Below are 26,307 nucleotides of genomic sequence, written 5' to 3'. Positions count from 1 at the left end.
CTCTTGTCGTGTCAGTCACCGATGATGTGAAAGTATCAGTCCATGCTGACGTCAGTCGACACTGACCTGATCCGGGTGCTGGCCGACCCGCTCAGGCTCCGGATCGTGACCCTGCTCGCCGAAGAGACGCTGTGCACCACCCACCTGGTGGAGGAGACGGGCGCCCGTCAGACCAACCTCTCCAACCACCTGAGAGTGCTGCGCGAGGCCGGGGTCGTCGAGACGGAGCCGTGCGGCCGGTACACGTACTACAAGCTGCGCCCGGACGTCATCGCCTCGGTCGCCGACCGGTTCGCCGACCTGGCCGAGTCCGCCCGCACGGCCGCCGGCAACAAACGGGCCTGTCCCTGACCGGCACTTTCCCGTCCCCGAGACCACCGAGGAACCCCGTTGACCACCACGCACGAGAGCGCCGCGGAGCCCGCCGTACCGGTGGCCGAGCCCGCGCCCGGCACCACCGCGCCACCCCGGCCCCTCACCGCGCGAGCCGCGGCCGAACTGGTCGGCACCGCGCTGCTGGTGGCGGTCGTGGTCGGTTCCGGTATCCAGGCCACCGAGCTGACGGACGACGTCGGGGTGCAGCTGCTGGCCAACTCCCTGGCCACCGTCTTCGGCCTCGGCATCCTGATCCTGCTGCTCGGCCCGGTCTCCGGCGCGCACTTCAACCCGGCCGTCACGCTGGCCGAGTGGTGGTCCGCCCGGCGTGGCGGCGCCGGGGTGACGCTGCGTGAGGCGGCCGTGTACGTCCCGGCGCAGATCGCCGGCGCGATCGCCGGTGCCGTCCTGGCGGACGCGATGTTCGGCGAGCCGCTGGTGAAGTGGTCCACGCACGACCGCTCGGCGGGAAACCTGCTCCTCGGCGAGATCGTCGCGACGGCCGGCCTGATCCTGCTGATCTTCGGCCTGGCCCGCACCGACCGCCTCCGCTTCGCCCCCGTGGCCGTCGCCTCCTACATCGGCGCCGCCTACTGGTTCACCTCCTCCACGTCCATCGCCAACCCGGCGGTGACGATCGGCCGCGCCTTCACCGACACCTTCGCGGGCATCGCGCCAGGCTCGGTCGCGGGCTTCATCGGCATGCAACTCGTCGGCGCCGTGGTGGGGCTGGCCCTGGTGGCACTATCTTCACCCCGGGCCGGGCGACCGAGAAGCCGTGAGGCGGGGGTCCTCCTGCTCATCCACCGGTGAGCCCGGCCTTCTGGCACGCGGGCACGATGTCCGGGGTGCAGATCTGGTCGATCGTGTACACGCCGTCCTTGACCACGGTGTCCTTGATGTTGTCCACGGTCACCGGGATCGGGTCCAGCAGGACCGCGGGGATGTCCTTGGAGGTGGCCGTGTCGACCGTCGTCTCGGCGATGGCGTCGAGGCTCTCGCCGCGGCCGAGGGCGACGGCCATCTCCGCGGCCGCGTCGGCCTCGGCCTTGAAGGGCTTGTAGATACTCATGTACTGCTCGCCCCTGAGGATGCGCTGCACCGCCTCGATGTCCGCGTCCTGACCGGTCACGGGAGGCATCGGCCGGATGCCGGCGGTCTTGAGGCCGGAGATGACGCCGGCGGCGAGACCGTCGTTGGCGGCGTACACGCCGTCGATGCCGTCGGTACCCAGCGCGGCGACGGCGCCGACCATGTTCTTGTGGGCCCTCTCCTGACTCCAGGCCTGGACGTCGTACGTCCTGCCGATCTTGACCTTGCCTTCGAGCACGGACAGCGCGCCCCTCTTGAAGGCCACGTTGGTCGGTGAGGTCTGGGGACCGTTCATCATGACGATCTGGCCGCCGTCGGCCTTGTCTCCCAGGGCCTTGAGGAGGGCCTCGGCCTGAAGCCTGCCGACCCGTTCGTTGTCGAAGGAGGCGTAGGCCGCGATCGGGCCCTCGACGAGCCCGTCGTAGGCGATGACCGGGACGCCCGCGTCACGCGCCCGCTCGACCGAGGAACTGAGCGACCTGAAGTTCACGGCGCTGAGGAGCAGGACCTCCACGCCCTTGTTAATCATGCTCTCCACCTGCTGCTTCTGGGTGGCCACGTCCCCCTCGGCGTTGGCGTAGCGCACTCTGCAGTCCGCGCACAGCTCCTTGATCCTCTTCTCGATCAAGGGCTTGTCGAACCTCTCCCAGCGAGTCTGGATGTTCTGGCTGAACAACAGCCCGACCTCGAAGCCACCCTCGCCGGCGGCGGTCCCGCCCGAGTCCGAGGAACCCCCGCCACCGCCACAGGCGGCCAGGAACACGGCCAGCGACAACGCGGCGGCGCAGACGGCCGTACGACGACCCCGGTACGCACTCACAGGGACCTCCCTGCCCTTCACTGCCAAGGATAGGCCGGGCGATACGCAACCGCGGTGGCCGGAAATGTGTCTCTCACCGCGCGGCCCGGTCGCTTCCCAGGGGGTGGGGACGGCGCGGCGTGCGGCGGCCTTGGGGGGCTGGAATGGACACATGGGCGGTGCCCGGATACACCGAGTCACTCGAACTCGGGTCGGGGGCGAGCGGACGGGTCGTCCTCGCCGTGCACGAGGAGACCGGCGTTCCCGTGGCGGTGAAGTACCTCAGCGAGTCGCTGCGCACCCGGCCGGGCTTCGTGCACGGCTTCCGGGCGGAGGCGCGGCTGCTCGGCGGACTTCGGAGCCCGTACGTCGCCGGCCTGTACGAGTACGTGGAGAGCACGCACGGCGCCGCCATCGTGATGGAACTGGTGGACGGCGTATCGCTGCGCGCGCTGCTGAAGCGGCGGGCCCCGCTCGACCCCGAGGCCGCGCTCGTCATCCTCAAGGGATCGCTGCTCGGCCTGGCCGACGCGCACCGCGTCGGCGTCGTCCACCGCGACTACAAGCCGGAGAACGTCCTGGTCGTGCCGGACGGATCGTCCAGGCTCGTCGACTTCGGGATCGCGGTGGACGCCGGCACCAGCGCCGGCGTGGCGGGCACCCCCTCCTACATGGCCCCGGAGCAGTGGACCGGCGCCCCCGCCTCACCCGCCGCCGACGTGTACGCGGCCACGGCCACCTTCTTCGAGTGCCTGACCGGCCGCAAGCCGTACTCGGGCGACAACCTCGCCGAACTCGCGCTCCAGCACGTCGACGCGCCGGTCCCCGCCGATCAGGCCCCCGAGCCGGTGCGTGAGCTGGTGCGGCGCGGGCTGGCCAAGGATCCGGCGGAACGGCCCGCGCAGGCCGAGGCGTTCGTCGGGGAGTTGGAGGCGGCGGCCGGCGCCGCCTACGGCCCCGACTGGGAGGAGCGCGGCCGCGGCCGGCTCGCCGCGCTGGTGGCACTGCTGCCACTGCTGCTGCCCTCGGCCCGGGGCGACGCCCGGACCACCACGGACACCGCACGCACGGTCCTGAACGGGGAGCCGGGCCACGGCGGTGTGCGGTCATGGCTGCCCGGCCGGCCCGGGGTGCTCGTGTCGGCCGCCGCCGTGCTGCTCGGTGTCCTTTTGACCTACGGACTCCAGTACACCCCGGGGGCTGCCGCGCAGCAGAAGACGGCGCGGGCCGTTGCCACCACCAGCCCCGAGCCCGGCGCGGAGCCGCCGCCGCCCGCCTCCCCGCCCCCACCGACCCCCTCCTCAGCCACACCCACCACGACACCCGGCCTCCCGCCCTCGGGCCCGACGACCACCGGCACCGACGAACCCCCGGCCACCGCCACCACCACCGCGACCGCGCCCGCCGGGGAGACCACCGTGCCGACGCCGACGCCGACGCCGACGCCGACGCCTACGCCGACGCCTACACCCACACCGACGCCCGATTCCCCCGCCCCGCCCGCCGGCCCCGCCGCCCCCGCCGTCAAGGACGTCACGGTGTCGGCCTTCCAGCAGACGGGCGCCACGGCCGCGACGGCAACCATCGACATCACCACGGACGGCACCGGGCCGGTCTCCCTCACCGTCGCGTGGTACACGGGCGATTCGAAAGGACAACTCGGCACCCCGGACGGCGCGTCCGAGACCTTCGAGCGCAGTGGCGCCACCCAGTACACGCTCACCGTCGACCACACCTTCCAGAACCGCGGCTGCTACTGGGCGGTGCAGGCCACGACCACCCCGGCCGCCGCCGGTGGTGGCGCCTCGCAGCAGCTTCTGACCAGGCGGTGTGAGCTCCGATGACCACGCGCGACGACGACCGCACCCCGGCCCCGGCCGAGCCCGGTTCGGGCGACGCCGAGTACAGCGCCACCGTGCTGGCCAGCCACTGGATCCAGCGACCCGAACCGGACGAGACCCTCGTCGAGCACCCGAGTGGGCCCGCCGACGCGGGGACCGGGCCCCCGCCGCCGACGCCCCCCGATCGCATCGAAGGCACCGTGCTGCGTTTCGGCCCCGGCGTGACCGCCGCCGTCGCGCACCGCACCCACCGGACGCTGCCCGGCGTACCACCGCCTCCCGCGCCCCACCGCCGACGGCCGCGCAGACACGCGCTGCCCGCGCTGGTGGTGCTCTGCGTCCTCGCGTTCCTCGCCTGGCAGCGCCTCGGACCGTCCGTCGAGGTGAGCAGGGTGACGGTCACGGCCCGCCCGACGGCACTGGGATGCGACGGCACCGCGGACGTCGTCGCCCTCGTCGCCACGAACGGCCGTCCGGGCACCCTCTCCTACCGCTGGATCCGCAGCGACGGCACGACCTCGGGCGTCCTCACCGAAGTGATGGAGCGGGGGCAGGCACAGGCACGTCTGCACCTGCTGTGGACCTTCCAGGGCAAGGGACACCACACGGCACGGGCCGAACTGCGCATCCTCTCCGCAACCCCCCGCACGGCCACCGCCCACTTCACGTACGACTGTCCCTGACCGCTCACCGGGCCGGCTGCGCCGGTCGCGGCGTCGGTGGATGCGTGTTGTCCTGGAACCAGCCACAGGAGTACACGCCGATGCGTCACAGCCGTATCCCCACCTCCACCTCCGCGTCCGCCCGGTCCTCCGCGCCGACCGGAGCGGGCGGGGGCCTGCTGCCGGCCCGTGATCTCGCCGCCGCCTGGTTTCTGATCGTCCTGATCGCGGTGCCTGCCTGGGTGCTGACGCTCGCGCAGGCCGGGGACATGGGGGTCGAACCCGGCACGATGGGGATGGCGCTGCCGCTGTTCCTGCTGCTGTGGGTGACGATGATGGCGGCCATGATGCTGCCGTCCATGGCGCCGGTGGCCCTCACGTGGGCGCGCGGGATCGGCCGGCAGTCCTCCGGCTGGACGCGGACCGCGCGCACCGTCGAGTTCGTGGGCGGCTACCTGCTGGTGTGGACCGCCTTCGGCCTGCTCGCCTACGCGGCCCTGGCCCTCACCGGCGGCCTGGTGGACGACCGGCCGGCCGCCGGGCGCTGGATCGGCGCGGTGGCCTTCCTGCTCGCGGGCCTGTATCAGCTCGGCCCGCTCAAGAACGTCTGTCTGCGGCACTGCCGCGACCCCATGGGCCACCTGGTGCGCTACGCCGGGTTCCGGCGGCCGGCGCGCGACCTGCGGGTGGGTGTCCATCACGGTGCCTACTGCGTCGGCTGCTGCGCGGGGCTGATGGTCGTCCTGATCCCGCTCGGTGTGATGAACGTGGCGGCGATGGCCGGGCTCGCCGTGGTGATCTTCGTGGAGAAGCTGTGGTCCCGTGGCCCGCTGCTCGCCCGGGGCGTGGGCGTCGCGTTTCTCGTGCTCGCCGTGCTGGCACCGTTCCAGGACGCGTTGCTGCCGGGACTTCAGGAGCCGATGCCGGCGATGGGCGGCCTGTGACGCACCGAGGACCTTTCCGTCTGGCCCGTCCGGTCCGTCCAGTCCGCCCAGTACCGCTCTAGTCAGGGCCGCTCCAGTCGAACGGGAAGTGCTTGCTCGACTTTCCCGAGCGATCCCAGGAGAAGCCGAACGCGTCGGCGCGGTCGGCGGTGGCCCGGCCCCAGGTGGCGACCTGGCCCGGTCCGACCTCGGAGCCCGGGGCGTTGTGGACCTGGACGCGTGCGCCTTCCGGCGTCGTCGGGCCGGTGAGTGCCTCGGCGGTGGCCGTGACCCGGCCGGGGACCTCGGCCCGCCAGGTGGCGAGGTCCTCGTCGATCTCGACGTGGACGGGGGCGAAGTCCATGCCGCGCGTCTCGGGGTGGAACATCTCCATCATCTGCGCCGGCCACCCGCCTGCCTCCCCGCCGAAGATGGCCCCGAGCGCGCCGCGCTGCTGCTCGTCGGCCCGCTCGTCGAGGAAGACCGCGGCGTACGGGTCGGTGTGCGTGCCGGCCCAGACGTTGCCGGTGAAGGAGCCGAGCATCAGGACGTTGAGATCGTCGAGCCGCACATCGCCGAAGCTGCCTTCCCGGATGTGCCAGACGAGCACGCCCTCGCAGTCGCCGTAGGTCGGGGGCTGGGCGAACGTACAGGGGCACGGTATGGCGCACTTGCACACGTCGAACCAGTCACCGGCCAGATGCCAGCGGGTATCGGTGCCGGTACCGGTGCTGCTGCCTTGATCTGTCATCTCGCTTCCCTCCTCTCCCTTCCCCCCCTCCCTTCCAGCTTGCACCCAAGTGAAGAACCTGCGATGACATGGCTCACAGAAAAAGTGGGGCCTCCGTAGGCAACTGTCCCCGTACATGCCATTTGTACGCGGGCCGCGGAGGCTTCTCCGGCAGCGGAGCGAGAAACCCCCTGTGGCCTGGATCATGCAGACCGTACGATCACCGGGACGTCGCCCGCGTGAGTACTCCGCAAGCGCGACGCCCATCGCACTTTTCCGCCATGTGACCGGGGGGTCCCTTGTGAAGATTCGCTCTGTTCTCGCCACCGCCGTCGCCGCCGCCGTGACCGCCCCGGTCGTCCTCCTCTCGGCGGCGCCCGCCCTCGCCGACGACCAGCCCGCCGCGCAGACGCAGCAGGCGAAGCCGACCATCGAGGAACTCGAGCGGGCCGTCGACCTCGCGCAGCAGGAGTACGACGCCGCCGTCGTCGCGGTGAAGGACGCCATCAAGTTCCTCGAGGAGGGCCTGGAGGCGGAGACGTACCCGACCAAGGCCGCGGTCATCGAGACCAAGCAGGCCGCCGAGGCCGCCGCCAAGGCCAAGGCCGAGGCCGACCAGGCCGTCGTGGACGCCAAGGCCGCGCTGGACGCCGCCACCACCGACGAGGAGAAGGCCGCGGCGCAGACGGCGCTGGAGGAGGCCGAGAAGGCGGCCGAGGAGGCCGCGGCGGCCAAGACGGCCGCCGACACCAAGGCTGCCGAGGCGCAGCGGGCCCACGACGACGCCCGCGTCGCCCAGGTCCGGAAGATCGGCCTGCTGCAGAAGGCGCGGGACGAGGCCGAGAAGAAGCTGAACGACGCGAAGAAGGCGCTGGCCGAGGCCGAGGAAGGGGACGACGGGGACGAGGGGGAGGAGCCGGGTGGCGAGTGCGTCGCCGAGCCCAAGCTCACCACCGTCGTGCGCGGGCTGCCGGGCAAGGTCGCCGGCGGCACCACGGCGACCTTCACGCTGCGCGTCACCAACGGCACCGACAGGACGATGGACGAGGTGTACCCGTTCGCGGCCGTCCACGCCTTCGACGACAAGGGCCTCAAGGAGCTCGACTCCTACCTCGACCTGGAGTGGTCCACGGCCGCGAACCCGGGCTGGCACGACGCCGACCTGCTGGGTGGAGTGACCGTCGGCTCCCTCAAGGCGAAGACCTCGGCCGACGTCAAGCTGCGGTTGAAGGTCGACGCGGACATCCCGTCCGGACAGGGCGCTGTCTTCGCGACGGCCGACTACCTGAACGAGGACGGGTCCTGCGGCGGTTACCCGGGCATCGAGCACGACGAGTTCCAGATCGTGGCCAAGGCCGACGCCCCGGGCAAGGGCGAGGACCCCGAGGGCAAGCCCGGCGACACCGACAACACCGACAACACCACCGGGCAGGGCGGCTCTTCCACCACCCCGGTGAACGGAACCGACAACAGCGGTGGCGACAGCGTCAACGGCTCGCTCGCCTCGACCGGTTCGAGCGACGTCCTGCCGAAGGCCGGGCTCGCGGGCGCCGCGGCGCTCGTGCTGGGCGCCGGCGCGGTGGTCGTCGCCCGTCGCCGCAAGGCGGGCGCCGACGCCTGACCGGCGAAGTGAGGACACGACCGGGCCCGTCTCCCCGTGGGGAGGCGGGCCCGGCCCGTCTGACGGCCTTTCAGCAACACTTCCCGGCCGGACCCCGCCCTCACTCCCGCCCGGTCGGGCCGACGGCCTTGAGCCGCTCGATGATCCGGGCCAGGGAGGTGGTGAAGGCGTCGAGCTGACCGGGAGGCATGTCGGCGAACAGCAGGGCGGCCAGGCCGTCGCGTCCGCCGCGCAGCTCGGCGGTGACCTCGCGCCCGGTTGCGGTCAGGGAGACCAGGGTCGCTCGCCGGTCGGTGGGGTGGGCCGCGCGCGCCACCAGCCCGTCGCCCTGCAGCGCGTCCAGCAGCCCGGTGACATTGCGGGGCGTGACCCCCAGCTTGCCGGCCAGCGCACTCTGGGTCATCGGCCCCTCGTGGAACAGCGCCCACAGCACACCGGCCCGCGCCGTGGTCAGACCGCGCTCGGCCACTCCCCGCTGCATCATCGCGCCCAGCACCTCGGCGAGCTCGAAGAGCCGGTCGAGTGAGACTCTGGCGGAAGGGAACCCCTCCGGCATATCGTGCGGGGAAGAATCGTGAAGTGACTTCACTATGTAGCACCTCCCGCAATCAGAATAGCCCCAGCGACCTCGCGGGGACGCTGCCGCAGAGGGAGATGGTCACCATGCCCCAGCGCATCAAGCACCCGGTCTTCGCCCGCTTCTACGCCAACCTGGCCGCCCCGGCCCTGCAGAAGGCCGGCGTCGCCGAGCACCGCCGCAAGCTGCTGTCCGGCCTGTCCGGCGAGGTCATCGAGATCGGCGCGGGCAACGGGCTGAACTTCCCGCACTACCCGCCCGAGGTGAAGCGGGTCGTCGCCGTCGAACCGGAGCCGCGGCTGCGCGCCCTGGCCGGGGAACAGGCCCGCGGCGCCCCCGTTCCGGTGACGGTCCAGGACGCCCGGGCCGAGCAACTGCCCTACCCCGACGACACCTTCGACGCGGCCGTCGTATGCCTGACCCTCTGCTCCGTGGCCGACCAGCACACCGCCCCAGGGGGTGTTGTGAGAGTCCCGCACGGCACCCGCGGCGCCCGGCACGCACCCTCGCCGCACCGGCCAAAGGCCCAAGTAACTCCGCTACGAGGGCCTTCGTCCGGCACGCCGAGGGCACGCACCGAACACCGCGGGCACCGCACGGGACTCTCACAACACCCCCTAGCCGAACTCCACAGGATCCTGCGACCGGGCGGCCAACTGCGGTTCTTCGAGCACGTCCAGGCCGGCTCACCCGCGATGCGGCGCGTCCAGCGCGTGCTCGACGCCACCGTCTGGCCCCGGCTGATGGGCGGCTGCCACACGGGCCGTGACACCCAGGCGGCCATCGTGGCCGCGGGCTTCACCGTCACCGGCGTCGACCGGTTCCCCTTCCCGGCGACCCGCGTCCCTTCCCCGGCCGCCACCCACATCCTCGGCACCGCCGAACGCCCCCACCCAGGAGGCCCCGATGACCACTGATCACGACGTGCCCCAACTCGTTCCCCTGGCGGACATGACCGCCGCCCACGCCTCGGCCACCCTCCTGGAACGCCTCGCCGACAAGCTCGGCGCCCGGGCCTCGGTGACCGCCGTCTACGGCGAACCCGTGGTCGGCGACGGCATCACCGTCATCCCGGTCGCCGAGGTCGGCTTCGGCTTCGGCGGCGGCGTGGGGCGCGAAGTCGGCAAGGACAAGACCGGCGAGGGCGGAGGCGGCGGCGGTGGAGCCGGGGCCCGGCCCGTCGGCTTCATCGAGATCAAGGACGGCACCGCGACGTACAAGCCCCTGCGCGACCCCTGGGTGGACGTCATCGTCCCGCTCACGGCCGCGCTCCTGGCAGGCACAGCCCTCCCCCACCTCGCCCGCCGCCTGGCGAAACGCCGGCTGCGCTGAAGGGGCTGCCGCGAACACAACGGCCCCGATGCCGGCCGAGCCAGCGGCGGTTGGCGGCGTCAGCTCCACGCCCCCGACAGCCGCCGTGTCACGACGGTGCTGAGGGTGCGTATGCCGTGCGCCGAGGCCGGGTCGATGCCGGTGAGTTCACCGACCCGGCGCAGGCGGTAGTCCAGGGTGCGCGGGTGGACGTTGAGAGCCGCTGCCGCCGCGCCGCGGTTCATGTCGTGGCGGTAGTAGGCGTCGAGGGTGGTCAGGAGGTCGGGGCCGGGTTCGAGCCGCCGGGCCACCGTGCGCAGCCAGGCGTCGACGAACGGCACGTCCGCGACCGCGAGTTCGACGAAGACGTCCGCCATGGTGTGCGGCCGTACTCGGCGGGACGGCTTGCCCAGCGGGGCCGATCTGCTGATCCGGCGGGCCCGTTCGAGGGCGTCGGGGAGTTCGCCGAGCGGTGCGGTGGCGGTGCCGGCGGCGCAGGGGCGGCCGAGTGCCCCGGCGAAGTCCCCGACGAGGTCCGCCACGGCGCCGGGTGCGGAGGGCAGCCGTATCACCTCGTCGGCACACGGGACGACGGCGATCAGCTCGCCGCCCCTCGTGCCGCTCTCCGGCTGCCAGACGACCGGCACCCGGTGGGCCTTCACGAGCGCTTCGATCTCGTTGTCCAGATCAAGGTCGCCCAAGGGGCTGTCCGGCACGCGGATCACCGTGACGGCGCAGAATTCGGGGAGTTGCAGGTCGAGGGCGGCGGCGAGGTTCGCGGCCATGGGGTCGCCGGTCAGCAGCGACCTGGCCAGCAGGGCGACCTGCTCGACGTACGGCAGCCGGCGCCGCAGCACCGTGATGAACCCCTGTTGGTAGGCGACGATGCCGCGGTCGCCCTGCGGGGCGAACCAGGTCATCACCTGCATGAGTTCCTCGACATCGCCGCCGCGCAGGCTCTCGGCCGCCTCATGGATGTCGCGCAGCATGAGCGTGGTGTGCAGTTGCAGTACCTGCTGCCGCGAATCCGAGGACATTCCGGCACCGGCCCGTAACTCGCCGATGGCCGTGATGTAGCGCAGGTCGTCGTCGGTCAGTTCGCTGTTGTCCGGAGACAGTTCGATCGTGCGGCGCCGTAGCCACACCGAGTATTCCATCGTCTCGTCCCTGCCTCTCGGCTTGGTTTCCCAGGAACGGAACTCCGGAATCTCACGCTGATACATGTCGACCTCGCGGCGGGCGTTGGTCGGCGCCTGCCGGGTCAGTTCGGCGAAGAGGCTCCCCATGGGCGGGAGCCTGCCATCGCAGGTGAGCGGGTCGACAGACGAAATCCGGACGTGATTTGTCACTTCGCGTGAATCGACGGGCTGTGCGGCACCCGGGTATTTGTCATGGTGTGCAAAGTTCCCTGATCGAGGCGGCGTTGTGCCGCCATCCGCTTGTGGAGCTGCGGTGAAGGCGGCTAAATGGGAGCCGTCAGCAGGCCGAAATTCGCATTCGTGTGGAGGGGAACACCGATGAAAGCAGGAATCAGAAAGAGACTCGCGGCGACGGCCGCCGCTTTGTCCGTTTCCGCGGCAATACTGGTGAGCGCGCCCGGCACCGGTTCGGCCGCCGCCGCCACGCCCAGCCTGCGGGCCTTCGGGATCACCGGCGACGGCACCCTGATGGCCACCTTCACCACCGACCGGCCGACCTCGCTCGACTGGGTCCAGCAGATCATGGGCCTCAGTGGCGACACCAGGCTGCTCGACCTCGACAACCGCGTCCAGAACGGCCTGCTGTACGGCCTGGGCGACAAGGGCGGCATCTACACGATCAAGACCCCGCCGCAGGTCTCCAACGTGACGGTCACCAAGGTCTCCCAGCTCCAGGTCCCGCTGTACGGCAGCAACTTCGGCTTCGACTTCAACCCGGCGGCCGACCGGCTCCGGGTGGTCAGCGACAACGGGCAGAACCTGCGGCACAACCTCAATGACCACACCACCGTCGAGGACACCACCCTGACGACCCCGCCGTCCACTGGACCGACCCGGGGCGTCACCGCGTCCGGCTACACGAACAACGACCTGGTCGCCGCCACCGGGACGCTCCTGTACGGCATCGACACCACGAAGGACACCCTCGTCCTCCAGGCGCCGGCCAACAACGGCACCCTGTCCACGGTCGGCTCCCTCGGCTTCGACGCGCAGCCCAACGCGGGCCTGGACATCTTCAGCTACCTGTCGGGCGGCAAGACGACGTCGGTCGCCGCGTTCGCCTCCCTCACCCCGTACGGCGCGAGCACTCCGACGCTCTACAGCGTCAACCTCGTCACCGGCGAGCCGACCGCGATCGGCCGGTTCCCGCTGAACATCACGTCCCTGGCGGTCACCCTCACCGGAAGCTGACCCGTACGGCGGCCCGCCCGGGAGCTCCCGACGCGACGCGCGGGGCCGCGCCCTCATCGGCGCGGCCCCGCGTTGTCAGCGGTCGCGGTCCCGTTCCCGACCGCGTCCGGTCCTCACAGCCCTCCGGTGTACTCGAAGATGTACAGCCCGTGGTCGCGGTCCGATGCGGCGACGTACTCCTTGCCGCCGGACTCGAAGACCTGGGCGCCCCAGAAGTTGTTGCCGCCCTCGTCGATGTAGTGACCGACCTCGACGATCCTGTCGTCGACGATCTTCGCGACGCGCAGCCCGGCCGTGTAGTACGAGAAGTACAGCAGGTCGGCGCGGGTCTCGGAGACCGCCACCTCGTGGATGGACAGGTCGCCGGAGCCCGTCGCGTGGGCGGGGTCGTGCGCCTCGGGAACGGCGTAGGTGTCCAGTTCGGTGAGTTTGCCGCTCTCGTTGCGGTAGAGGTGCGCGTAGCCCCAGCCGTCGAAGTACGACGAGAAAGTGAGCCGGTCGCCCTTGGTACCGAGCGCCACCGGCAGTTGCGCCGGTCCCGTTCCGGCCACGCAGGCCGCGTCGTCGTAGGCCTGCCCGAAGATGGCGAAGCCCTGGCCGCGCGGCGCGACGCCGAAGGTCGGGATGTCGCCCTCGACGCTCATGCCGAGAGTCTGGTCGCAGGCGTCCGTTCCGGTGCGGTTGAAGACGAGTACGGCGTCGTAGCCGCCGGCCGCGATGACGTTCGCGACCTTCTCGCTGAAGGTGCACACCCCGCGCTCGACGACGGCGATGTCCACGGCGTTCGGGTCGCCGGCGGGGACGGCCGGGTCGCCGTTGCAGGCCTGGCCCGCGAAGACGGAGTCGCCGGTGATGGCCCGACCCTCTTCCAGGCGTGTGGTGTTGCTGCCCTGGCTCGCCGTGATGTCCGTGCCGTCGGTGAGGTTGCGGGCGGTGAGGGCGTACGGCCCGAAGTCCTCGTCGGCGCCGATGACGTACTCGTTGTCGAGGGTGAACTCCGCCTGGTGGGCGTTGCCTTCCGGCGCGACCTCGAGACCGCTCTCCAGCGCCTCGGGGTCGAGCGCGGCGAAGTCGGTGTCACCGAGGTAGGTGACCTTCCTCGGGTCGGTCACGTCCAGGGTGACGTAGCCGCCGTCCCAGTAGGAGGCGAGCATGACCTGCCGGCCGCCGATCTCCTTGACGACCATGTCGTGCAGGAAGATCTCGGTGAGGTTGGCGGGCGCGTCCTGGACGATCTGCGGGAAGGTTTCGTCGAGGTCGTACTCGGCGATGACCTTCGCCTTCTTCGGGTTGGTGATGTCGACGATGTCGACGTCCGGGCCCTCTTCGTTGTCGACGATGACCGCGTACGCCTTGTCGCCCGCGTCCCAGGCGAAGACGCTGTGGATGTCGTTGGAGGCCTTCTTGCCCTGGCCCATGACCGTGTGGTCGCCGACGCCCTCGGCGAGCGGCGTCGGATGCGCCGGGTCGGTCACGTCGTACAGGTTCATGCCGCCGAAGCCGGCGGTCTCCTTGCACTTCTCGTTGTTGCTGACCAGCACATCGCCGTCGAAGTACGGGGTGTCGATGTGCAGGGTCTGGATGCCCTCGCCGGGCGCGCTGCCCTCCTTCGCCTGGATGAAGGCGACCTCCTTGGGCGCGGCGGGCTTGCGGATGTCCACCACGTGCACGCCGTTGTACTTGCAGGTCGCGCCGCCCCAGGCGGCGAGGTAGGCGTACCCCTTGAAGACGCCGACATCGGCGATCTTCTCGGGTTTGACGTTCTTCAGTCCGAGTTTGCTGACGAGCCGGACGTTCTCGTCGCTCGCGGGGAGGTGGCCCTCGTCACCACCGTGCTGGTGGCTGTGGTGATCGTGCGTGGCCCCGGCGTTGTCGATCCCGCCGTCGTCGGCGGAGACACCGTCATGTGCGTGGGCTGCGCCGGCGAACGCGCCGGCGACGAGTCCCACCGCGGCGAGAGCGCCCACGACACGTACGCGGACCCTCGCTCTGCCCATGGCTCTTCCCATGGCTCTCCTTGGTGTGAGAGTGAAGAAGCGCGGGGGGCGGCGAGGGGAACCTACTCTGTGCGTGGCCTGTGAGGAAAGGGTTGTGGAGCCGCGTTAACATGATCGTATTGACGGCGGCTTCGGATGGTGAGTCAGCGGCCGCGGCGGCCAAGAACGCAGTCCGCGCAGCGACAAGGCCGCGACGGTCAAGGCGCGTTCGGGCTTCAGCCGCCGTGGTGCAGGGCCGGGTCTGTTTCAACGGTTCCGGTCGACCCGCTGTTGGAGCTGCGTGGCAGGCGCAGTGTGAAGACCGTCTCCGTGCGCGGGGTGCAGGTCACCGAGACCGTGCCGCCGTGGGCCTCGGTGAGCTGGCGGACGATGGCCAGGCCCAGGCCGCTGCCGCCGGTCCGGCGGCTGCGGGACTTGTCGGCGCGCCAGAAGCGGTCGAAGACGCGGGGCAGGTCCTCGGCGGCGATACCGGTGCCGGTGTCGGCGACCTCGATCACGACCTCGTCGTCGGCACGGCGGCAGCGCAGGGTGACGGCGCCTGCGGGCGGGGTGTGCCGGATGGCGTTGGACAGCAGGTTGCCGATGGCCTGGCGCAGGCGCACGGGGTCCGCGTAGAGGGTGGGGGTGTCCTCGACGCGGGTGGTGAGCGTGACGCCGGCGGTTTCGGCCCGGCCGCGGTGAGCGGCGGCCACGTGGTGGAGGAGTTCTGGCAGGTTCAGGGGTTCGGGATGCAGCCGGAACCGGCCCGCGTCGGCCTGTGCCAGGTGCTGGAGGTCGTCGACGATGTGCTGGAGCAACAGGGCCTCCTCCAGCAGGGAGGCGACGAACGCGTCGTCACAGGCGGCCAGGCCGTCCTGGGCCGCTTCGAGCCAGCCGCGGATCGTACTGAGCGGCGTGCGCAGTTCATGGGCGACATCGCTGACCATCGCCTTGCGCTGGACCTCCATACGCTCGCGGCGCTCCGCCAGGTCGTTGAAGGCGGCGGCCAGATGACCGATCTCGTCGTTGGTGGTCACCGGTACCCGCAGGTGCTGCTGGGCCGGGCGGCGGGCGGCGTCGGTCAGTGCCCGCAGGGGTCTGACCAGCCGGGTGCCGACGGTGACGGTGACGGCCAAGGTGAGGACGAGCACGAGAGCGGCGACCCCGGCGACCCTGACCGTGCCCGCCGACGAGAGGTCGAAGCCGGGCGCGTCCGATCCGGCCGGGGTGGCGACGAACAGCAGCACGGGCGGAGCGACGTACGGGGCGAGCTGCTCGCGGCGGGCGGTGTCGATGCACCGTTGGGCGGCCTCGTCGCCGCTTCCGATGGAAGTGAAGCTGAGATCGATCGCCACGGGTTTCAGGTGCTGGCGTTTCACACAGCTTCCGGCCAGGACGCTGAGCCGGTCGAGCGCCCGCTTCTCGGTGACAGTGGGGGCGTCGAGCGTGTACAGGCCGCACGCCCCGCTGATTTTCTGCCGCAGCTCATTGTCGCCGGTGATGACGAGGGAGGGCCGGCCGCTCGGTGTTTCGGTGACGCGGGCGGGGGAACCGACGACGTTGCGTATGCAGGGCTGCAGCGTCTTCACGAGGTCGAGCAGTTCCTTGCGCTCGGCTTCCCGCAGTCGGTACGGGCCGACCGCCCGCGGGTCGATACCGTCCGCCTTGACGCCGGGCAGCAGCGCCGGGTCGGCCCGCAGGGGGTCGACCAGCGCTGAGGCTCTCGTGGGGAGCGTGGTGGCGGAACCGGATGCGGCGATGGGCCGGCGGTCCTGGGTGGTCAGGGTGATGTGGCGGCCGGTGCGCTCGGTCAGCCGGCTCAGGGTGGGCCTCACCGCGGACCAGTCGGTGTGCTCGGCGGCGTAGCCGATGAGCGTGTCGTAGATCCGGGCGTCGTCGGCGAGGACTTGGCCCTGCTCGCGCTGGATGGCGCTGGTGGTGGTGCGCGCGGCGAGCCAGGCGGTGGCCGCGACCGAGCACAGGGCGATGGTGATCGACGCCGCCAGCAGCCGGATCAGCAGACTCCGCCGCAACGGCAGCCTGCCGTCACCCCTGCCCCTGCCCCTGCCCTTGCCCTCGGCTTCGGCTTCGGTTCTCGCGGCGGCCCGCGCCCCCGTCTCAGCGTCCACGGCTGCCGTCGGTGAGGCGGTAGCCGACTCCGAACACCGTCTGCAGATAGACCGGCTCTCGGGGGACGGGTTCGATCTTCTTGCGGAGGTTCAGCACGTGTACGTCGATGGTGCGTTCGGTGATGTAACGGTCGTCCCCCCGCGTGCGGGCCAGTAACTGGCGCCGGGTGAAGACCCGTTCCGGTTCGGCGGCCATCGTGGCGAGGACGTCGAACTCACCCGGTGTGCAGGTCACTCGTCGGCCCTCGATCTCGACGACGCGGCGGACGGGGTCGACGGCGAGGGCACCGACCCGCAGCACCGGGTCGTCCGGCGTGGTGGCGGCCGCCCGGGTTCGCCGCAGCAGGGTGCGGACCCGGGCCATCAGCTCGCGGGGGCTGTAGGGCTTGGTCAGGTAGTCGTCGGCGCCGAGGTCCAGGCCGAGCAGCAGGTCCTCCTCGGTGCTGCGGGCGGTCAGCATCAGCACGGGCAGGTCGCTCTCGCGTCGCAGGATGCGGCACACGTCCAGACCGTCGACGACCGGCATCATCACATCGAGGACCAGCAGGTCGGGCCGGTGGCGGCGCACCTCGTCGAGCGCCGCGCGCCCGTCATGGACGAGCAGGGCGGTGTGGCCCTCACGCTCCAGATAGCGGCGGATCACCTCGGCCTGTTTGGTGTCGTCCTCGGCCACGAGGACACGGGCGCTCATGGGGTCAGATTAGGCGCGGCGAGATGAGACGAGACGGGTTTCTGATCGCTCCCTGACAGGATCCTCATATCCGCGGCCCATGGTCTGCGCCATGCTGAACCTCTTCGATCGAGCGTGCTCGGACCGGCGCGGGCGGTCCTCCCCTCGCCTGCGGCCCGGGCGCAGCCGTACTCGTGCTCGTACTCGTCGAGCCGCGGTGTTCACCTCCGTCGGCGCGACCGGTCTGGTCGTCCTCACCGCATGCGGGGGCGGTGGCGGGGGCGGCGACGCGGACAAGGGCGGTCAGGGCGAGGTCGCCTCGATCAGCACCCCGGCGGCGGGCGGTGGCTCGGCACAGCCGAGCGCCGATCCCGACGCCGGCCGCCCGCAGATCCGGCTGGACAGCACCCAGGACGACATCAACCGCATGTACGACGTCTGGCTCGCCTGCCTGAAGGAGAACGGGGTGGAGAAGAAGTACAAGACCTCCCCGAACGCCCCCGGCGTGAAGGCGTGCAAGGGGAAGGAGCCGCTCGATCCGCCGGAGTTGGACCCGGCCAACAACCCGGACTACAGCGACGACGTACGGATCATGGTGAAGTGCATGAACGAGCACGGCATCAAGAGCGTGGTCGTGGAGGGAGGCTGGGGCCTGGAGGACGGGGCCAGCATGAACGCCCCCAACTACGCCGAAATCCAGACCGGCTGTCAGGTGAAGGCGTTCGGTGAAGACGAGTGACGACACCGGGGCCGCCCGTCCGCCGCGCAGACGGCGGGTGGTCATCGGGGCGGTGGCACTGGCGGTCGTCATGGCGGGCGCAGTGACCGTGACGGCGTGGCACAACCGCGACGGAAAGCCGGACACCGAGGTCGGCAGCGATGCGCGGGTCGCGACCGCCGTCGTGACCAGAAGCGACCTGTCCAACGCCCAGACGCTGGACGGGACCCTCGGCTACGGCCGGACGACAACGGTGAAGGGCGGCAAGGCGGGCCTGATCACCTGGCTGCCGGCGGCGGGGACCACGGTACGGCGGGGCGAGCCGCTGTACCGGGTGGACAACGTGCCGGTACCGGTCTTCTACGGCAGTACGCCGCTGTACCGGACCCTTCAGGCCAGGGGCACCACCGGCCCGGACGTGAAGACGGTGGCCGACAACCTCAGGAAACTCGGCTACGACATCGGCGTACAGCCCCCGGTGGGCACGTGGATCACCCCGCAACCGGTCACCCCCCGACCGATCACCGCCGACGACTCGTCAGGGCAGCCGACCACGGAGGGCCCGGGAACGCCGAGCACCCCGCCGGACGCCGCCCCCTCCACCCCGACCGCCCCCTCCACCTCCCCCGTCCGGGTCAAGCGCGGCGACGGGGTCCTGACCGCCGGCCTCGTCGCCGCCGTCAAGCGGTGGCAGACCGCGGTCGGCATGCCGCCCACCGGCGTTCTGGGTGTCGGCGACGTCTCGGTGCTGTCCGGTGCCGTACGGGTCGACGGCGTACAGGCGCAACTGGCCGACGCGGCCGACGGGACCCTGATGACGGTCACGTCCACCGTCAAGTCGGTGACCGTCGCGGTGGACCCGGCCGAGGCGGGCTCGATGAGACGGGGCGACCCGGTGACGGTGGGCCTGCCCGACGACTCCACGGCCGCGGGCACCATCACCGCCATCGGCGCCACCGTCCGGACCGGCGACGCGTCGGGCGGCGACGACCCCTCCGGGCAGCCCCGGCTGACCGTCGGCATCGCACTGCGCGACACCGCGGCGGTGCGCGGACTGAACTCCGCCCCGGTACAGGTGCGGTTCACCTCGGAGACTCGCAAGGGCGTGCTCACCGTGCCCGTCGGCGCCCTGCTGGCACTGCGCGAGGGCGGCTACGGGGTCCAGTTGCCGGACGGCCGTCTGGTGGCGGTGAAGACCGGGATGTTCTCCAAGGGCATGGTGGAGATCAGCGGCGGGGGCATCAGCGCCGGGACCAAAGTGGTGACGACCTCATGAGCGCGCGCCCGGTCCTGGCGGTGCGCGGCGCGAGCATGGTGTACCCCGGCGGGGTCACGGCGCTCCACGACGTCTCGCTCGCCGTCCAGCAGGGCGAACTGCTCGGCATCGTCGGCCCGTCCGGGTCCGGCAAGTCGACCCTGTTGAACATCATGGGCACGCTGGACCGGCCGACCAGCGGCACCGTGGAGATCGACGGCCAGGACGTCGCCGAACTCTCCGACCGCAGGCTGTCGGCGTTGCGAGGGCGTCGGCTCGGCTTCGTGTTCCAGCAGTTCCATCTCACCGACGGGCTGACCGCCGCCGAGAACGTCGCCACCGGTCTGCTGTACGCCGGGGTGCCGCGCGGCAAGCGCCGTGCGCTGGCCCTTCAGGCGCTGGACCGGGTGGGGCTGGCCCGCCGTGCCCGGCATCTGCCGCAGCAGCTCTCCGGAGGCGAGCGGCAGCGGGTGGCCATCGCCCGCGCGCTCGTCAACCGGCCTGTCCTGGTGCTCGCGGACGAGCCCACGGGCGCACTGGACACCGCCACCGGCGTGGCCGTACTGGATCTGCTGACCGAGCTGAACCGCGAGGGGACCACCATCGCGGTCATCACCCACGACCGGGACATCGCGGCCCAGTTGCCCCGCCGGGTGGAGATCCGCGACGGCCGCCTCCGCTCCGACACCCTCACCGACACCGACGCCTCCGCCGCTACGGAAGGCTGGTCATGACCATCACATCGACGCGGCACGCCGCCGATGCCGCGAGCCGTCCGGTCGGCGGGGTCGCCGACAGCAGGCCGGTGCGGCTGGCGCCGCTGGACATCCTGGGCCTGGGGCTGCTGGGCATCCGGACCCGCAAGGTGCGGGCGGCCCTGTCCGCCCTCGGCATCTCGATCGGCATCGCCACCCTGATCGTCGTCACGGGGATCCCGGCGTCCAGTCAGAAAGCCCTGATGGCGGAACTCTCCGCGCTGGGCACCAACATGCTCAAGGCCGTGCCCGCCCGGCAGGACCCACCGGTGCTGCTGCCACCGGAATCGGTGGACATGGCCGACCGGATCGGGCCGGTCACCGTGGCCAGCGCGGTCGCCAACACCCATGCCGAGGTCTTCCGCAACGACCGCGTCGGCGCCGACGACTACGCGGGCCTGACCGTCCTGGCCGGCAAGGTCGATCTGCTCGAGGCGATCAACGCCGAGGTGGGCTCGGGCCGGTTCCTCGGCGCGGACACGGAAGGGTTCCCCACGGCCGTCCTCGGCTCGGTCGCCGCCTCCCGTCTCGGCATTCCGAAGATCACCGCCGGGCAGCCCGCCCCGCAGATCTACATCGACCGCCGCTGGTTCACGGTCATCGGCATCCTCGAGAAGACCCCGCTGTCGCCGGACATCGACCGCTCGGTCCTGGTCGGCTGGGACGCCGCGCGCAGTCTGCTGAAGTTCGACGGCCACCCCACGGTGATCTACCTCAAGGCCAGGGAGTCGCAGATCGAGGCCGTACGCGACGTGCTGCCCGCCACCATCAATCCCGAACTGCCGGGAGTGGTCCAGGTCAGCCGCCCGTCCGACGCGCTGGCCGCCAAACGGGCCACTGAGAGCACCTTCTCCGCGCTCTTCCTGGGACTCGCCGGGGTCGCCCTCCTCGTCGGTGGTATCGGAGTGGCGAACACCATGGTCATCTCCGTCCTCGAACGCCGCCGGGAGATCGGCCTGCGCCGCGCCCTGGGGGCCAACCGGGGCCAGATTCGTGCCCAGTTCCTCACCGAATCGATCGTTCTGTCGGCACTCGGCGGCCTGGCCGGCATCGTCCTGGGCACCCTGGCCACCGCCGCCTACGCCACCCACCAGCACTGGCCACCGGTCATCCCCCTCACCTCGGTGGCCGCCGGGTTCGCCGGCGCGATCCTGATCGGCACGCTCGCCGGCGTCTACCCCTCCCTCCGCGCCGCCCGACTGACCCCGACGGAAGCGCTCGCAACCACCTAGGCGCCGCTGCATCGGCCTCCTCGGCGGCATCCCGCACCAGGGCCCTGGTCCTGCCGGCTCAACCGGCGGGCACTGCCCGCCACAGCGGTGCCACGGGCCGGTGGAGGCCGAAGCGTTGCCTCGGCCTTGGTGGGGCCGCAGGCCGTGGTGGCTGCGGCCCCGTTGGGGTGTCGGGGTCAGGACGGGTCGCCGTACTGGAGGCCGCGTCCGTTGGTGCCGACGTAGACGCGGCCGTAGGTGTCGGGGTCGCCGGTGATGACGGCGGTGCCGCCGATGGCGCCCCACTGGTGGGCCTGGTCGTTGACGCGGAGCCAGGTGGCGCCCTTGTCGGTGGAGCGGAAGACGCCGGTGACGTCCTTGACGGTGCCGATCAGGTACAGGGCCTGGTAGTTGGTGCCCGGCTTGGCCTTGCCGAAGCCGAGGGCGGAGGCGGACTGCACCGTGGTGAGCGTGGTGAAGGTGCGGCCGCCGTCGGTGGAGTGCAGCAGTCCCTTGCTGGCGCCGGCGATCCACAGGTCTCCGGCGATGCCGGGGGTGGCCTCGAGCCGGCCGTCGGCGGGCAGGTTGGTGGCGCGGGCGGTGAAGGTGGCGCCGCCGTCGGTGCTGGCGTGGAGCGTGCCGCCGGACAGGGAGTAGAAGGTCTTGGCCGAGGAGCGGTCGGCGACAACCGTGGCGTCGGGGCCCAGGCCCTTGACCTTCGACCAGTTCGCCCCGTTGTCGGTGGAGCGGTGCGGGGCCTGGCCGGCCTGGGTCCAGACGATGGCGGAGCCGTCGGCCGCGAGCGCGATGTGACCGGTGTCGGCGCCGGCCACCGGCTCCGCCATGAAGCCGGTCCAGGTGCTGCCACCGTCGGTGGAGTAGGCGCCGTCCTTCTCGCCGCCCCGGCCGACGCGGACCATCATCGTGGGCTTGGCCTGGGCGAAGTCGATGCTGGTGCTGTTGGTCATCATCGGGTTCTTCAGTCGCCCGGCGGGCACCTTGGTCAGGGAGTCGTGGCGGAAGCCGCCCAGGTCGCCCATGGCGGTGACGACTTGGGCGCCGCCGGGCGGGGCGATCGCGTCCAGCAGCGCGGTCTCCTCCAGCCCTCGGGCGCCGCCCGCGGTCCAGTGGCTGGTGCCGCCGCTGTCGGAGGCGTTCGCGTCCTTGCTGCGCCAGATGCCGCTGCCGGTGCCGTACAACACGTGCCCGGAGTCGAAGGGGTCGATGGCCAGGGCGGTCATCCAGTGCCCGACGCCGTCACCGACGTAAGGAGCGGCGGAGGCGCTGCGCGCCGAGTTCGCCGCCAGTGCCTTCCAGGTCGTACCGCCGTCGGTGGTCCGGTAGATCTCGTCCTCCGGCCACCAGCGGCCGAGGGTGGTGACCATCACCGTGGCGGGCTTGCGCGGGTCGACGGCCAGGCCGGAGAACCCGTAGTTGCCCTGGGAGGGGGAGATGTTCTTCCACGCCCCGCGGGCCGGCGTGTACTTCCACACCGAGCCCGCCGTCACGCCGTTGGGGCCGAGGGCGTTGGTGTAGGTCAGGTACAGCGAGCCGTCGCCGGCGAGCACGCCGTGCTGCGGCAGCTGGCCGGTGGGCTGCCCGGCAACGGCCTGCCAGGTGTTGCCGCCGTCGGTGGAGCGGTACAGGGAGGCGGACTTGTCGGCGACGCCGACGTAGATCGTCTTGCTGCCGGCCGGGCCGTACGTCACGAAGGAGATGCCTGCGCCGCTGCTCGCCCCGTCCTTGACGGGGAACGAGGAGACCTGGCTCCAGGTCGCGCCGTGGTCGGTGCTGCGCCACAGGCCGTTCTTGCGGGTGCCCAGCAGCAGGGTGCCGTTGTCCGCGGGGTCGATCGCCAGCCGTTCGCCCGCGCCGCGGCCGTCCTCGTTGGCGCCCAGCTTGAAGGGCAGATCGGTGCGTTTGAAGGTGCGGCCCCGGTCGGTGGAGCGCAGGATCGCGCCGTTGCCCGCCCAGTTGTTGGTGTAGGTGCCCGCCGTGAGGTAGAGCCGGTTGGGGTCGACGGGGTCGGTGGCCACCGCGTCGATGCCCAGCAGGTTCCAGTCCTTCTCGCCGAGCCAGTCGGTCAGCGGGATCCACTGCTCGGCCCCGGTGTCCCAGCGGTAGGCGCCGCCCATGTCGGTGCGCGCGTACAGCAGGCCCTTCTCCTTCTGGTTGAACACCAGACCGGTGACGTAACCGCCGCCCACCACCTGGGCGTTGTTCCACACATACGATCCGGCCGCGGCCGTGGTCTGCGCGGTGCCGGTCCCGGACGCGCGGGTCTCGGCCGTCTTCACCAGCTTCCACTGCTGGTTGGTGCCGCCGTGGCCCGGATACTGGATGACCGCCGCGCCCTGGGCCGTGGAGCCGCCCGAGACGTCCAGGACCTGGCCGCTCCTGCGGGAGGTGAAGGTGACGGCGTCGGAACCGCTCACATCGTCGATCCGCCACTCCTGGGAGGTGGCGGAGCTGTCGGTCTGCTGCTCGACGGCGGCCGCCCGAGCGGTCGAGTTGCCCGCTGTGCCCAGCACTTTGCCGCTGTTGCGGTTCACCAGCTCGTAGTAGCCGTCCCCGGTGGGTCTCAGCCGCCACTGCTGGTTGGCGGTGTTCTGGTCGGTGTACTGCTGGATACGGGTACCGTCGGCGGTGGAGAAGCTGCTGACGTCCAGCACCTTGCCGCTGCGCACGGAAACCAGCCGGTAGTAGGCATCGGCGTCGACCGTGGCGGCCTGCGAGTCCTCCTGCGCGAACAGGAGATACGGCACGACGGCGGCGGGCACGCCGAGCAGCACAGCGGTGGCGGTCCAGCGACGGCGGTGCCGACCGCGGCGCCCGCCGTTCGTGGGGGTGTTCATGGGGAGGCGTTCTCCTTGCCTGCTGTTCAACAGTGGAAAGCCGGATCCCGGCCACCGGAACTGGCCGGATCCGCTTCCCTGTCGTCACAGGCTCCGCACAGGGTTGCCGCGAGTCGGGAGCTTTTTCAGATCAGCTGTTCCGTTCGATCCACTCGCTGCCGCCCAGGGGGTAGTCGTAGCCCGGGCGGCCCGCGTCGGCGCTGGTGCGGAACGGGGTGCCGTTGTTGTCGATGTGGATGGTGCCGCGGCGGCTGCCGCTGGACCAGTCCAGGGTGAGGTCCCAGCGAACGTCGTGGGCCTTGGTGTGGGCGGTGACGTAGAAGACCTCCGGGTCGGACTCGCTGACCTGGTACGGGAAGTCGCGCTGGCCGTTCTTGACGGTGACCGTGGGACTGCCCTTGTCGAGGTCGATGTCGAACGACCTGGTCTCGACGCCACCGCCGCAGCCGACGCCCATCGCGTAGTCGTTCCAGGCGAGCGGCGCGCCCTTGGTGAGGACGCGTATGTGCAGATCCTTCAGTACGACGGTGTCCTCGCCGGTGCCCTGGACGGTGAGGACGATCCGCTGTGCGCCCGAGGACACCGCCCCGTACGCAGCGGCCCAGCGCGGGGCGGTGTCCTCGTTCGCCGGCGGGCCGACCTGCTCGGGTTCGCTGTCGACGAGGAAGTGCTGGCTGCACGGGTTGTCGTAGACGTAGGGACGGGTGTCGACAGCGAGCGGGACGGCGCCGGTGGCGCTGCCGTCGGTGCGCTGGGCCCCGCCCTGCTCGCCGCCGCCCTGCGAAGTGCCGGACCCGGTCCCCTCGGGCTCGGTGGTGGCGGCGGAGGCCGATGCGGACGGCTTGGGTCCCTTCGCGCTCCGGGACGGGGAGGCGGACGGCTTCCCGGCGTCCGCCGTGCCGGTCATCGTGGCGGTGTCACCCGCCGCCTGTCGGCCGCCCGTGTCGTCATCCCCGCCGCCGGACCACGGACGCACGGCGAGTACGACGGCTCCCAGCACGGCAACGACCGCAACGGAGGCGATCAGCACGGTACGACGACGTGCCGGCGCGAGCTCGCTCGGCGCGTCGACGACCATCAGCTCACCGTTCTCGCCCTCGCCCCGTTCGCGCGATGCCGACGAGCCCGGATCCACCGTACTGACCGTGTCCGCCGCACCGGCTGAGTCAGTCGCATCAGCCGGACCGGCTCCCTGAGCCGAACCCGTCACCGTGACCTGATCCGCCCGGTTCCCGCGCGCCGCGTCCGCCAGGATCCAGCACCGGTGCAACTCCACCAGTTCCTGCGGCGTTGCCCGGCAGACCCTTGCGAGGCGCTCCACCGGCGCGTACTCGATGGGCACCGCTGTGCCGTTGCAGTAGCGGTGCAGCGTCGACGTGCTCATGTGCAGCCGCTTGGCAAGCGCCCCGTAGCTCAGCCCCGAGCGGTCCTTGAGCTCCCGCAGCAACCGCGCGAACGCCTCCGTTCCGCCGGCCCCTGTTGCTCCTGGCACCCCGCTCCCCATCCCCTCGTGTTCCAGTCCCGCGTTCCAGAGCCACCGTATTCGCACTGGTCAGAGTGCGTTTCGGTGTTCCAGCGTCCCCTACTGCCCGCCATTCGTAGCGGCTGGGACAGATCGCCTCACAAGCTTCAGTCATCCAATCACCACCCCACCCGAACACCGAAGGGGCCCAGTCACATGTCCAACTTCCGCACCTCCCGCACTCGTCTCGTCGGCGCCGCCGCGACCGTCGTTCTCGCCACGCTCTCCCTGACCGCGTGCAGCGAGGGCACAGGCGTCCAGGACGAGGGTGCCTCGGCGGCCACCGCGCCGACCGTGAACTCCTCTTCCGTCGCTCCTTCATCCGGCGCTTCGTCCTCCGGCTCCGGCGCCAACTCCTCCTCCCCGCAGGCCCGGCCCGCCACCGCCATCACAAGGCCCGCCGCGAACACCCCTGCGTCGAAGGCACCCGTCTCGGCCGACAAGCCGGTCACCTGTGAGGGATCCAACACCAAGACGGTGGCGGCCCCGCTGAACCGCCCCGTGAACCACATGCTGCTCACGGTGACCAACACCGGGGACAGGACCTGCTTCCTCTACGGCTACCCGGCCCTCCGCTTCGGCGAGGCCCAGGCCGTGCCTCCGGTCATCGAGGACTCGAAGCCGCAGGCAGTCGTCACGCTCCAGCCGGGCGAGTCCGGCTACGCCTCGGTGAACCTGTCCGCCACCGACGGCAGCGGCTCGAACGGCCACACCGTGAACTCCCTGACCGTCTACTTCCGCGGCCGCTCCGGCGACGAGAGCGTCGGCGCGGGCGCTCACCCGTCCCTGCCGGCGAAGGGCGTCTACGTCGACGACTCGCTCAAGGTCACGTACTGGCAGCAGTCGATGGATGACGCCCTCAACTGGTGACGGGAGAGCGCGCGCTCCGAGAACC

Annotated in this window: 23 protein-coding genes; 14 read left to right on the top strand and 9 right to left on the bottom strand. The window is 71.3% G+C overall.

Features of this window, described 5'->3' with window-relative positions:
* Positions 1 to 42 precede the first annotated feature (42 nt).
* Together ACP4J3_RS15695 and ACP4J3_RS15690 are read left to right on the top strand one after the other, a co-directional pair.
* Positions 43 to 351 (top strand): ArsR/SmtB family transcription factor, encoded by a 309-nt coding sequence (locus ACP4J3_RS15695; RefSeq protein ID WP_426534618.1) that lies wholly within the window; start codon positions 43 to 45, stop codon positions 349 to 351.
* Between the two features lie 39 nt (positions 352 to 390).
* A complete protein-coding gene (locus ACP4J3_RS15690; protein WP_426534616.1) occupies positions 391 to 1,188 on the top strand; it encodes an aquaporin in 798 nt (265 codons plus the stop codon).
* Here ACP4J3_RS15690 and ACP4J3_RS15685 read toward each other — a convergent pair.
* Entirely contained in the window at positions 1,175 to 2,287 is a 1,113-nt protein-coding gene (locus ACP4J3_RS15685; protein ID WP_426534614.1) for a sugar ABC transporter substrate-binding protein, read from the bottom strand. The two genes, ACP4J3_RS15690 and ACP4J3_RS15685, sit on opposite strands and share 14 nt — an antisense overlap.
* Before the next feature lie 143 nt (positions 2,288 to 2,430).
* Between ACP4J3_RS15685 and ACP4J3_RS15680 the strand changes: the two genes are divergently transcribed.
* The 3 genes from ACP4J3_RS15680 to ACP4J3_RS15670 all read left to right on the top strand — a co-directional run bounded on the left by ACP4J3_RS15680 (position 2,431) and on the right by ACP4J3_RS15670 (position 5,713).
* Entirely contained in the window at positions 2,431 to 4,110 is a 1,680-nt protein-coding gene (locus ACP4J3_RS15680) for a serine/threonine-protein kinase (protein WP_426534612.1), read from the top strand.
* Complete coding sequence (locus ACP4J3_RS15675; RefSeq protein ID WP_426534610.1) at positions 4,107 to 4,790, top strand: hypothetical protein; 684 nt, start codon at positions 4,107 to 4,109, stop codon at positions 4,788 to 4,790. Before ACP4J3_RS15680 ends, ACP4J3_RS15675 begins: the two co-directional genes overlap by 4 nt.
* 80 nt (positions 4,791 to 4,870) lie before the next feature.
* Positions 4,871 to 5,713 carry a DUF2182 domain-containing protein gene (locus tag ACP4J3_RS15670; RefSeq protein ID WP_426534608.1) on the top strand — a complete coding sequence of 281 codons (843 nt, stop codon included), beginning with the start codon at positions 4,871 to 4,873 and terminating at the stop codon, positions 5,711 to 5,713.
* Between the two features lie 58 nt (positions 5,714 to 5,771).
* Here the strand turns inward: ACP4J3_RS15670 and ACP4J3_RS15665 are convergent, their stop codons facing one another.
* Positions 5,772 to 6,443, bottom strand: a complete 672-nt coding sequence (locus tag ACP4J3_RS15665) for a DUF1326 domain-containing protein (protein WP_426534606.1) — start codon at positions 6,441 to 6,443, stop codon at positions 5,772 to 5,774.
* 280 nt (positions 6,444 to 6,723) lie between these two features.
* Here ACP4J3_RS15665 and ACP4J3_RS15660 point away from each other — a divergent pair, with 280 nt between their 5' ends.
* Positions 6,724 to 8,043, top strand: a complete 1,320-nt coding sequence (locus ACP4J3_RS15660) for a peptidase (protein ID WP_426534604.1) — start codon at positions 6,724 to 6,726, stop codon at positions 8,041 to 8,043.
* A gap of 100 nt (positions 8,044 to 8,143) precedes the next feature.
* On the opposite strand, the gene ACP4J3_RS15655 is transcribed toward ACP4J3_RS15660, so the two are convergent.
* Positions 8,144 to 8,599 carry a MarR family winged helix-turn-helix transcriptional regulator gene (locus ACP4J3_RS15655; RefSeq protein ID WP_426534602.1) on the bottom strand — a complete coding sequence of 152 codons (456 nt, stop codon included), beginning with the start codon at positions 8,597 to 8,599 and terminating at the stop codon, positions 8,144 to 8,146.
* A gap of 107 nt (positions 8,600 to 8,706) precedes the next feature.
* Here ACP4J3_RS15655 and ACP4J3_RS15650 point away from each other — a divergent pair, with 107 nt between their 5' ends.
* Complete coding sequence (locus tag ACP4J3_RS15650) at positions 8,707 to 9,537, top strand: class I SAM-dependent methyltransferase (RefSeq protein WP_426534600.1); 831 nt, start codon at positions 8,707 to 8,709, stop codon at positions 9,535 to 9,537.
* Complete coding sequence (locus ACP4J3_RS15645) at positions 9,527 to 9,952, top strand: spore germination protein GerW family protein (protein WP_426534598.1); 426 nt, start codon at positions 9,527 to 9,529, stop codon at positions 9,950 to 9,952. Before ACP4J3_RS15650 ends, ACP4J3_RS15645 begins: the two co-directional genes overlap by 11 nt.
* Before the next feature lie 59 nt (positions 9,953 to 10,011).
* Here ACP4J3_RS15645 and ACP4J3_RS15640 read toward each other — a convergent pair whose 3' ends face one another.
* Positions 10,012 to 11,217, bottom strand: coding sequence for a PucR family transcriptional regulator (locus tag ACP4J3_RS15640; protein WP_426534596.1), 1,206 nt, complete (start codon positions 11,215 to 11,217; stop codon positions 10,012 to 10,014).
* A 231-nt stretch (positions 11,218 to 11,448) separates the two neighbouring features.
* On the opposite strand from ACP4J3_RS15640, the gene ACP4J3_RS15635 reads away from it, so the two are divergent.
* Positions 11,449 to 12,321 (top strand): DUF4394 domain-containing protein, encoded by an 873-nt coding sequence (locus tag ACP4J3_RS15635; protein ID WP_426534594.1) that lies wholly within the window; start codon positions 11,449 to 11,451, stop codon positions 12,319 to 12,321.
* Between the two features lie 113 nt (positions 12,322 to 12,434).
* Here ACP4J3_RS15635 and ACP4J3_RS15630 read toward each other — a convergent pair whose 3' ends face one another.
* The 3 genes from ACP4J3_RS15630 to ACP4J3_RS15620 form a co-directional block, all read right to left on the bottom strand.
* Complete coding sequence (locus ACP4J3_RS15630) at positions 12,435 to 14,318, bottom strand: PA domain-containing protein (RefSeq protein ID WP_426534592.1); 1,884 nt, start codon at positions 14,316 to 14,318, stop codon at positions 12,435 to 12,437.
* Between the two features lie 215 nt (positions 14,319 to 14,533).
* Positions 14,534 to 16,426: a sensor histidine kinase gene (locus ACP4J3_RS15625; RefSeq protein ID WP_426534590.1), complete on the bottom strand. Its 1,893-nt coding sequence runs from the start codon at positions 16,424 to 16,426 to the stop codon at positions 14,534 to 14,536.
* Positions 16,416 to 17,117 (bottom strand): response regulator transcription factor, encoded by a 702-nt coding sequence (locus tag ACP4J3_RS15620; RefSeq protein WP_426534588.1) that lies wholly within the window; start codon positions 17,115 to 17,117, stop codon positions 16,416 to 16,418. Before ACP4J3_RS15620 ends, ACP4J3_RS15625 begins: the two co-directional genes overlap by 11 nt.
* 196 nt (positions 17,118 to 17,313) lie before the next feature.
* Here ACP4J3_RS15620 and ACP4J3_RS15615 point away from each other — a divergent pair, with 196 nt between their 5' ends.
* The 4 genes from ACP4J3_RS15615 to ACP4J3_RS15600 are packed head-to-tail and all read left to right on the top strand — an operon-like array spanning position 17,314 to position 21,056.
* Positions 17,314 to 17,835: a hypothetical protein gene (locus ACP4J3_RS15615; RefSeq protein ID WP_426534586.1), complete on the top strand. Its 522-nt coding sequence runs from the start codon at positions 17,314 to 17,316 to the stop codon at positions 17,833 to 17,835.
* Positions 17,822 to 19,090, top strand: coding sequence for a hypothetical protein (locus ACP4J3_RS15610; protein WP_426534584.1), 1,269 nt, complete (start codon positions 17,822 to 17,824; stop codon positions 19,088 to 19,090). The genes ACP4J3_RS15615 and ACP4J3_RS15610 overlap by 14 nt, the downstream gene beginning before the upstream one ends.
* Positions 19,087 to 19,803, top strand: a complete 717-nt coding sequence (locus ACP4J3_RS15605; protein ID WP_426534582.1) for an ABC transporter ATP-binding protein — start codon at positions 19,087 to 19,089, stop codon at positions 19,801 to 19,803. Before ACP4J3_RS15610 ends, ACP4J3_RS15605 begins: the two co-directional genes overlap by 4 nt.
* Entirely contained in the window at positions 19,800 to 21,056 is a 1,257-nt protein-coding gene (locus tag ACP4J3_RS15600) for an ABC transporter permease (RefSeq protein WP_426534580.1), read from the top strand. Before ACP4J3_RS15605 ends, ACP4J3_RS15600 begins: the two co-directional genes overlap by 4 nt.
* 176 nt (positions 21,057 to 21,232) lie before the next feature.
* Here ACP4J3_RS15600 and ACP4J3_RS15595 read toward each other — a convergent pair whose 3' ends face one another.
* Together ACP4J3_RS15595 and ACP4J3_RS15590 are read right to left on the bottom strand one after the other, a co-directional pair.
* A complete protein-coding gene (locus tag ACP4J3_RS15595; protein WP_426534578.1) occupies positions 21,233 to 23,890 on the bottom strand; it encodes an RICIN domain-containing protein in 2,658 nt (885 codons plus the stop codon).
* A gap of 130 nt (positions 23,891 to 24,020) precedes the next feature.
* A complete protein-coding gene (locus ACP4J3_RS15590; RefSeq protein ID WP_426534576.1) occupies positions 24,021 to 25,382 on the bottom strand; it encodes a helix-turn-helix domain-containing protein in 1,362 nt (453 codons plus the stop codon).
* 186 nt (positions 25,383 to 25,568) lie between these two features.
* On the opposite strand from ACP4J3_RS15590, the gene ACP4J3_RS15585 reads away from it, so the two are divergent.
* Positions 25,569 to 26,282, top strand: a complete 714-nt coding sequence (locus ACP4J3_RS15585; protein ID WP_426534574.1) for a DUF4232 domain-containing protein — start codon at positions 25,569 to 25,571, stop codon at positions 26,280 to 26,282.
* Positions 26,283 to 26,307: the final 25 nt, after the last annotated feature.

The sequence above is a fragment of the Streptomyces sp. UG1 genome (assembly GCF_049974585.1).
Lineage (GTDB): Bacteria > Actinomycetota > Actinomycetes > Streptomycetales > Streptomycetaceae > Streptomyces.
This window is presented reverse-complemented; position numbering and strand designations above follow the sequence as displayed.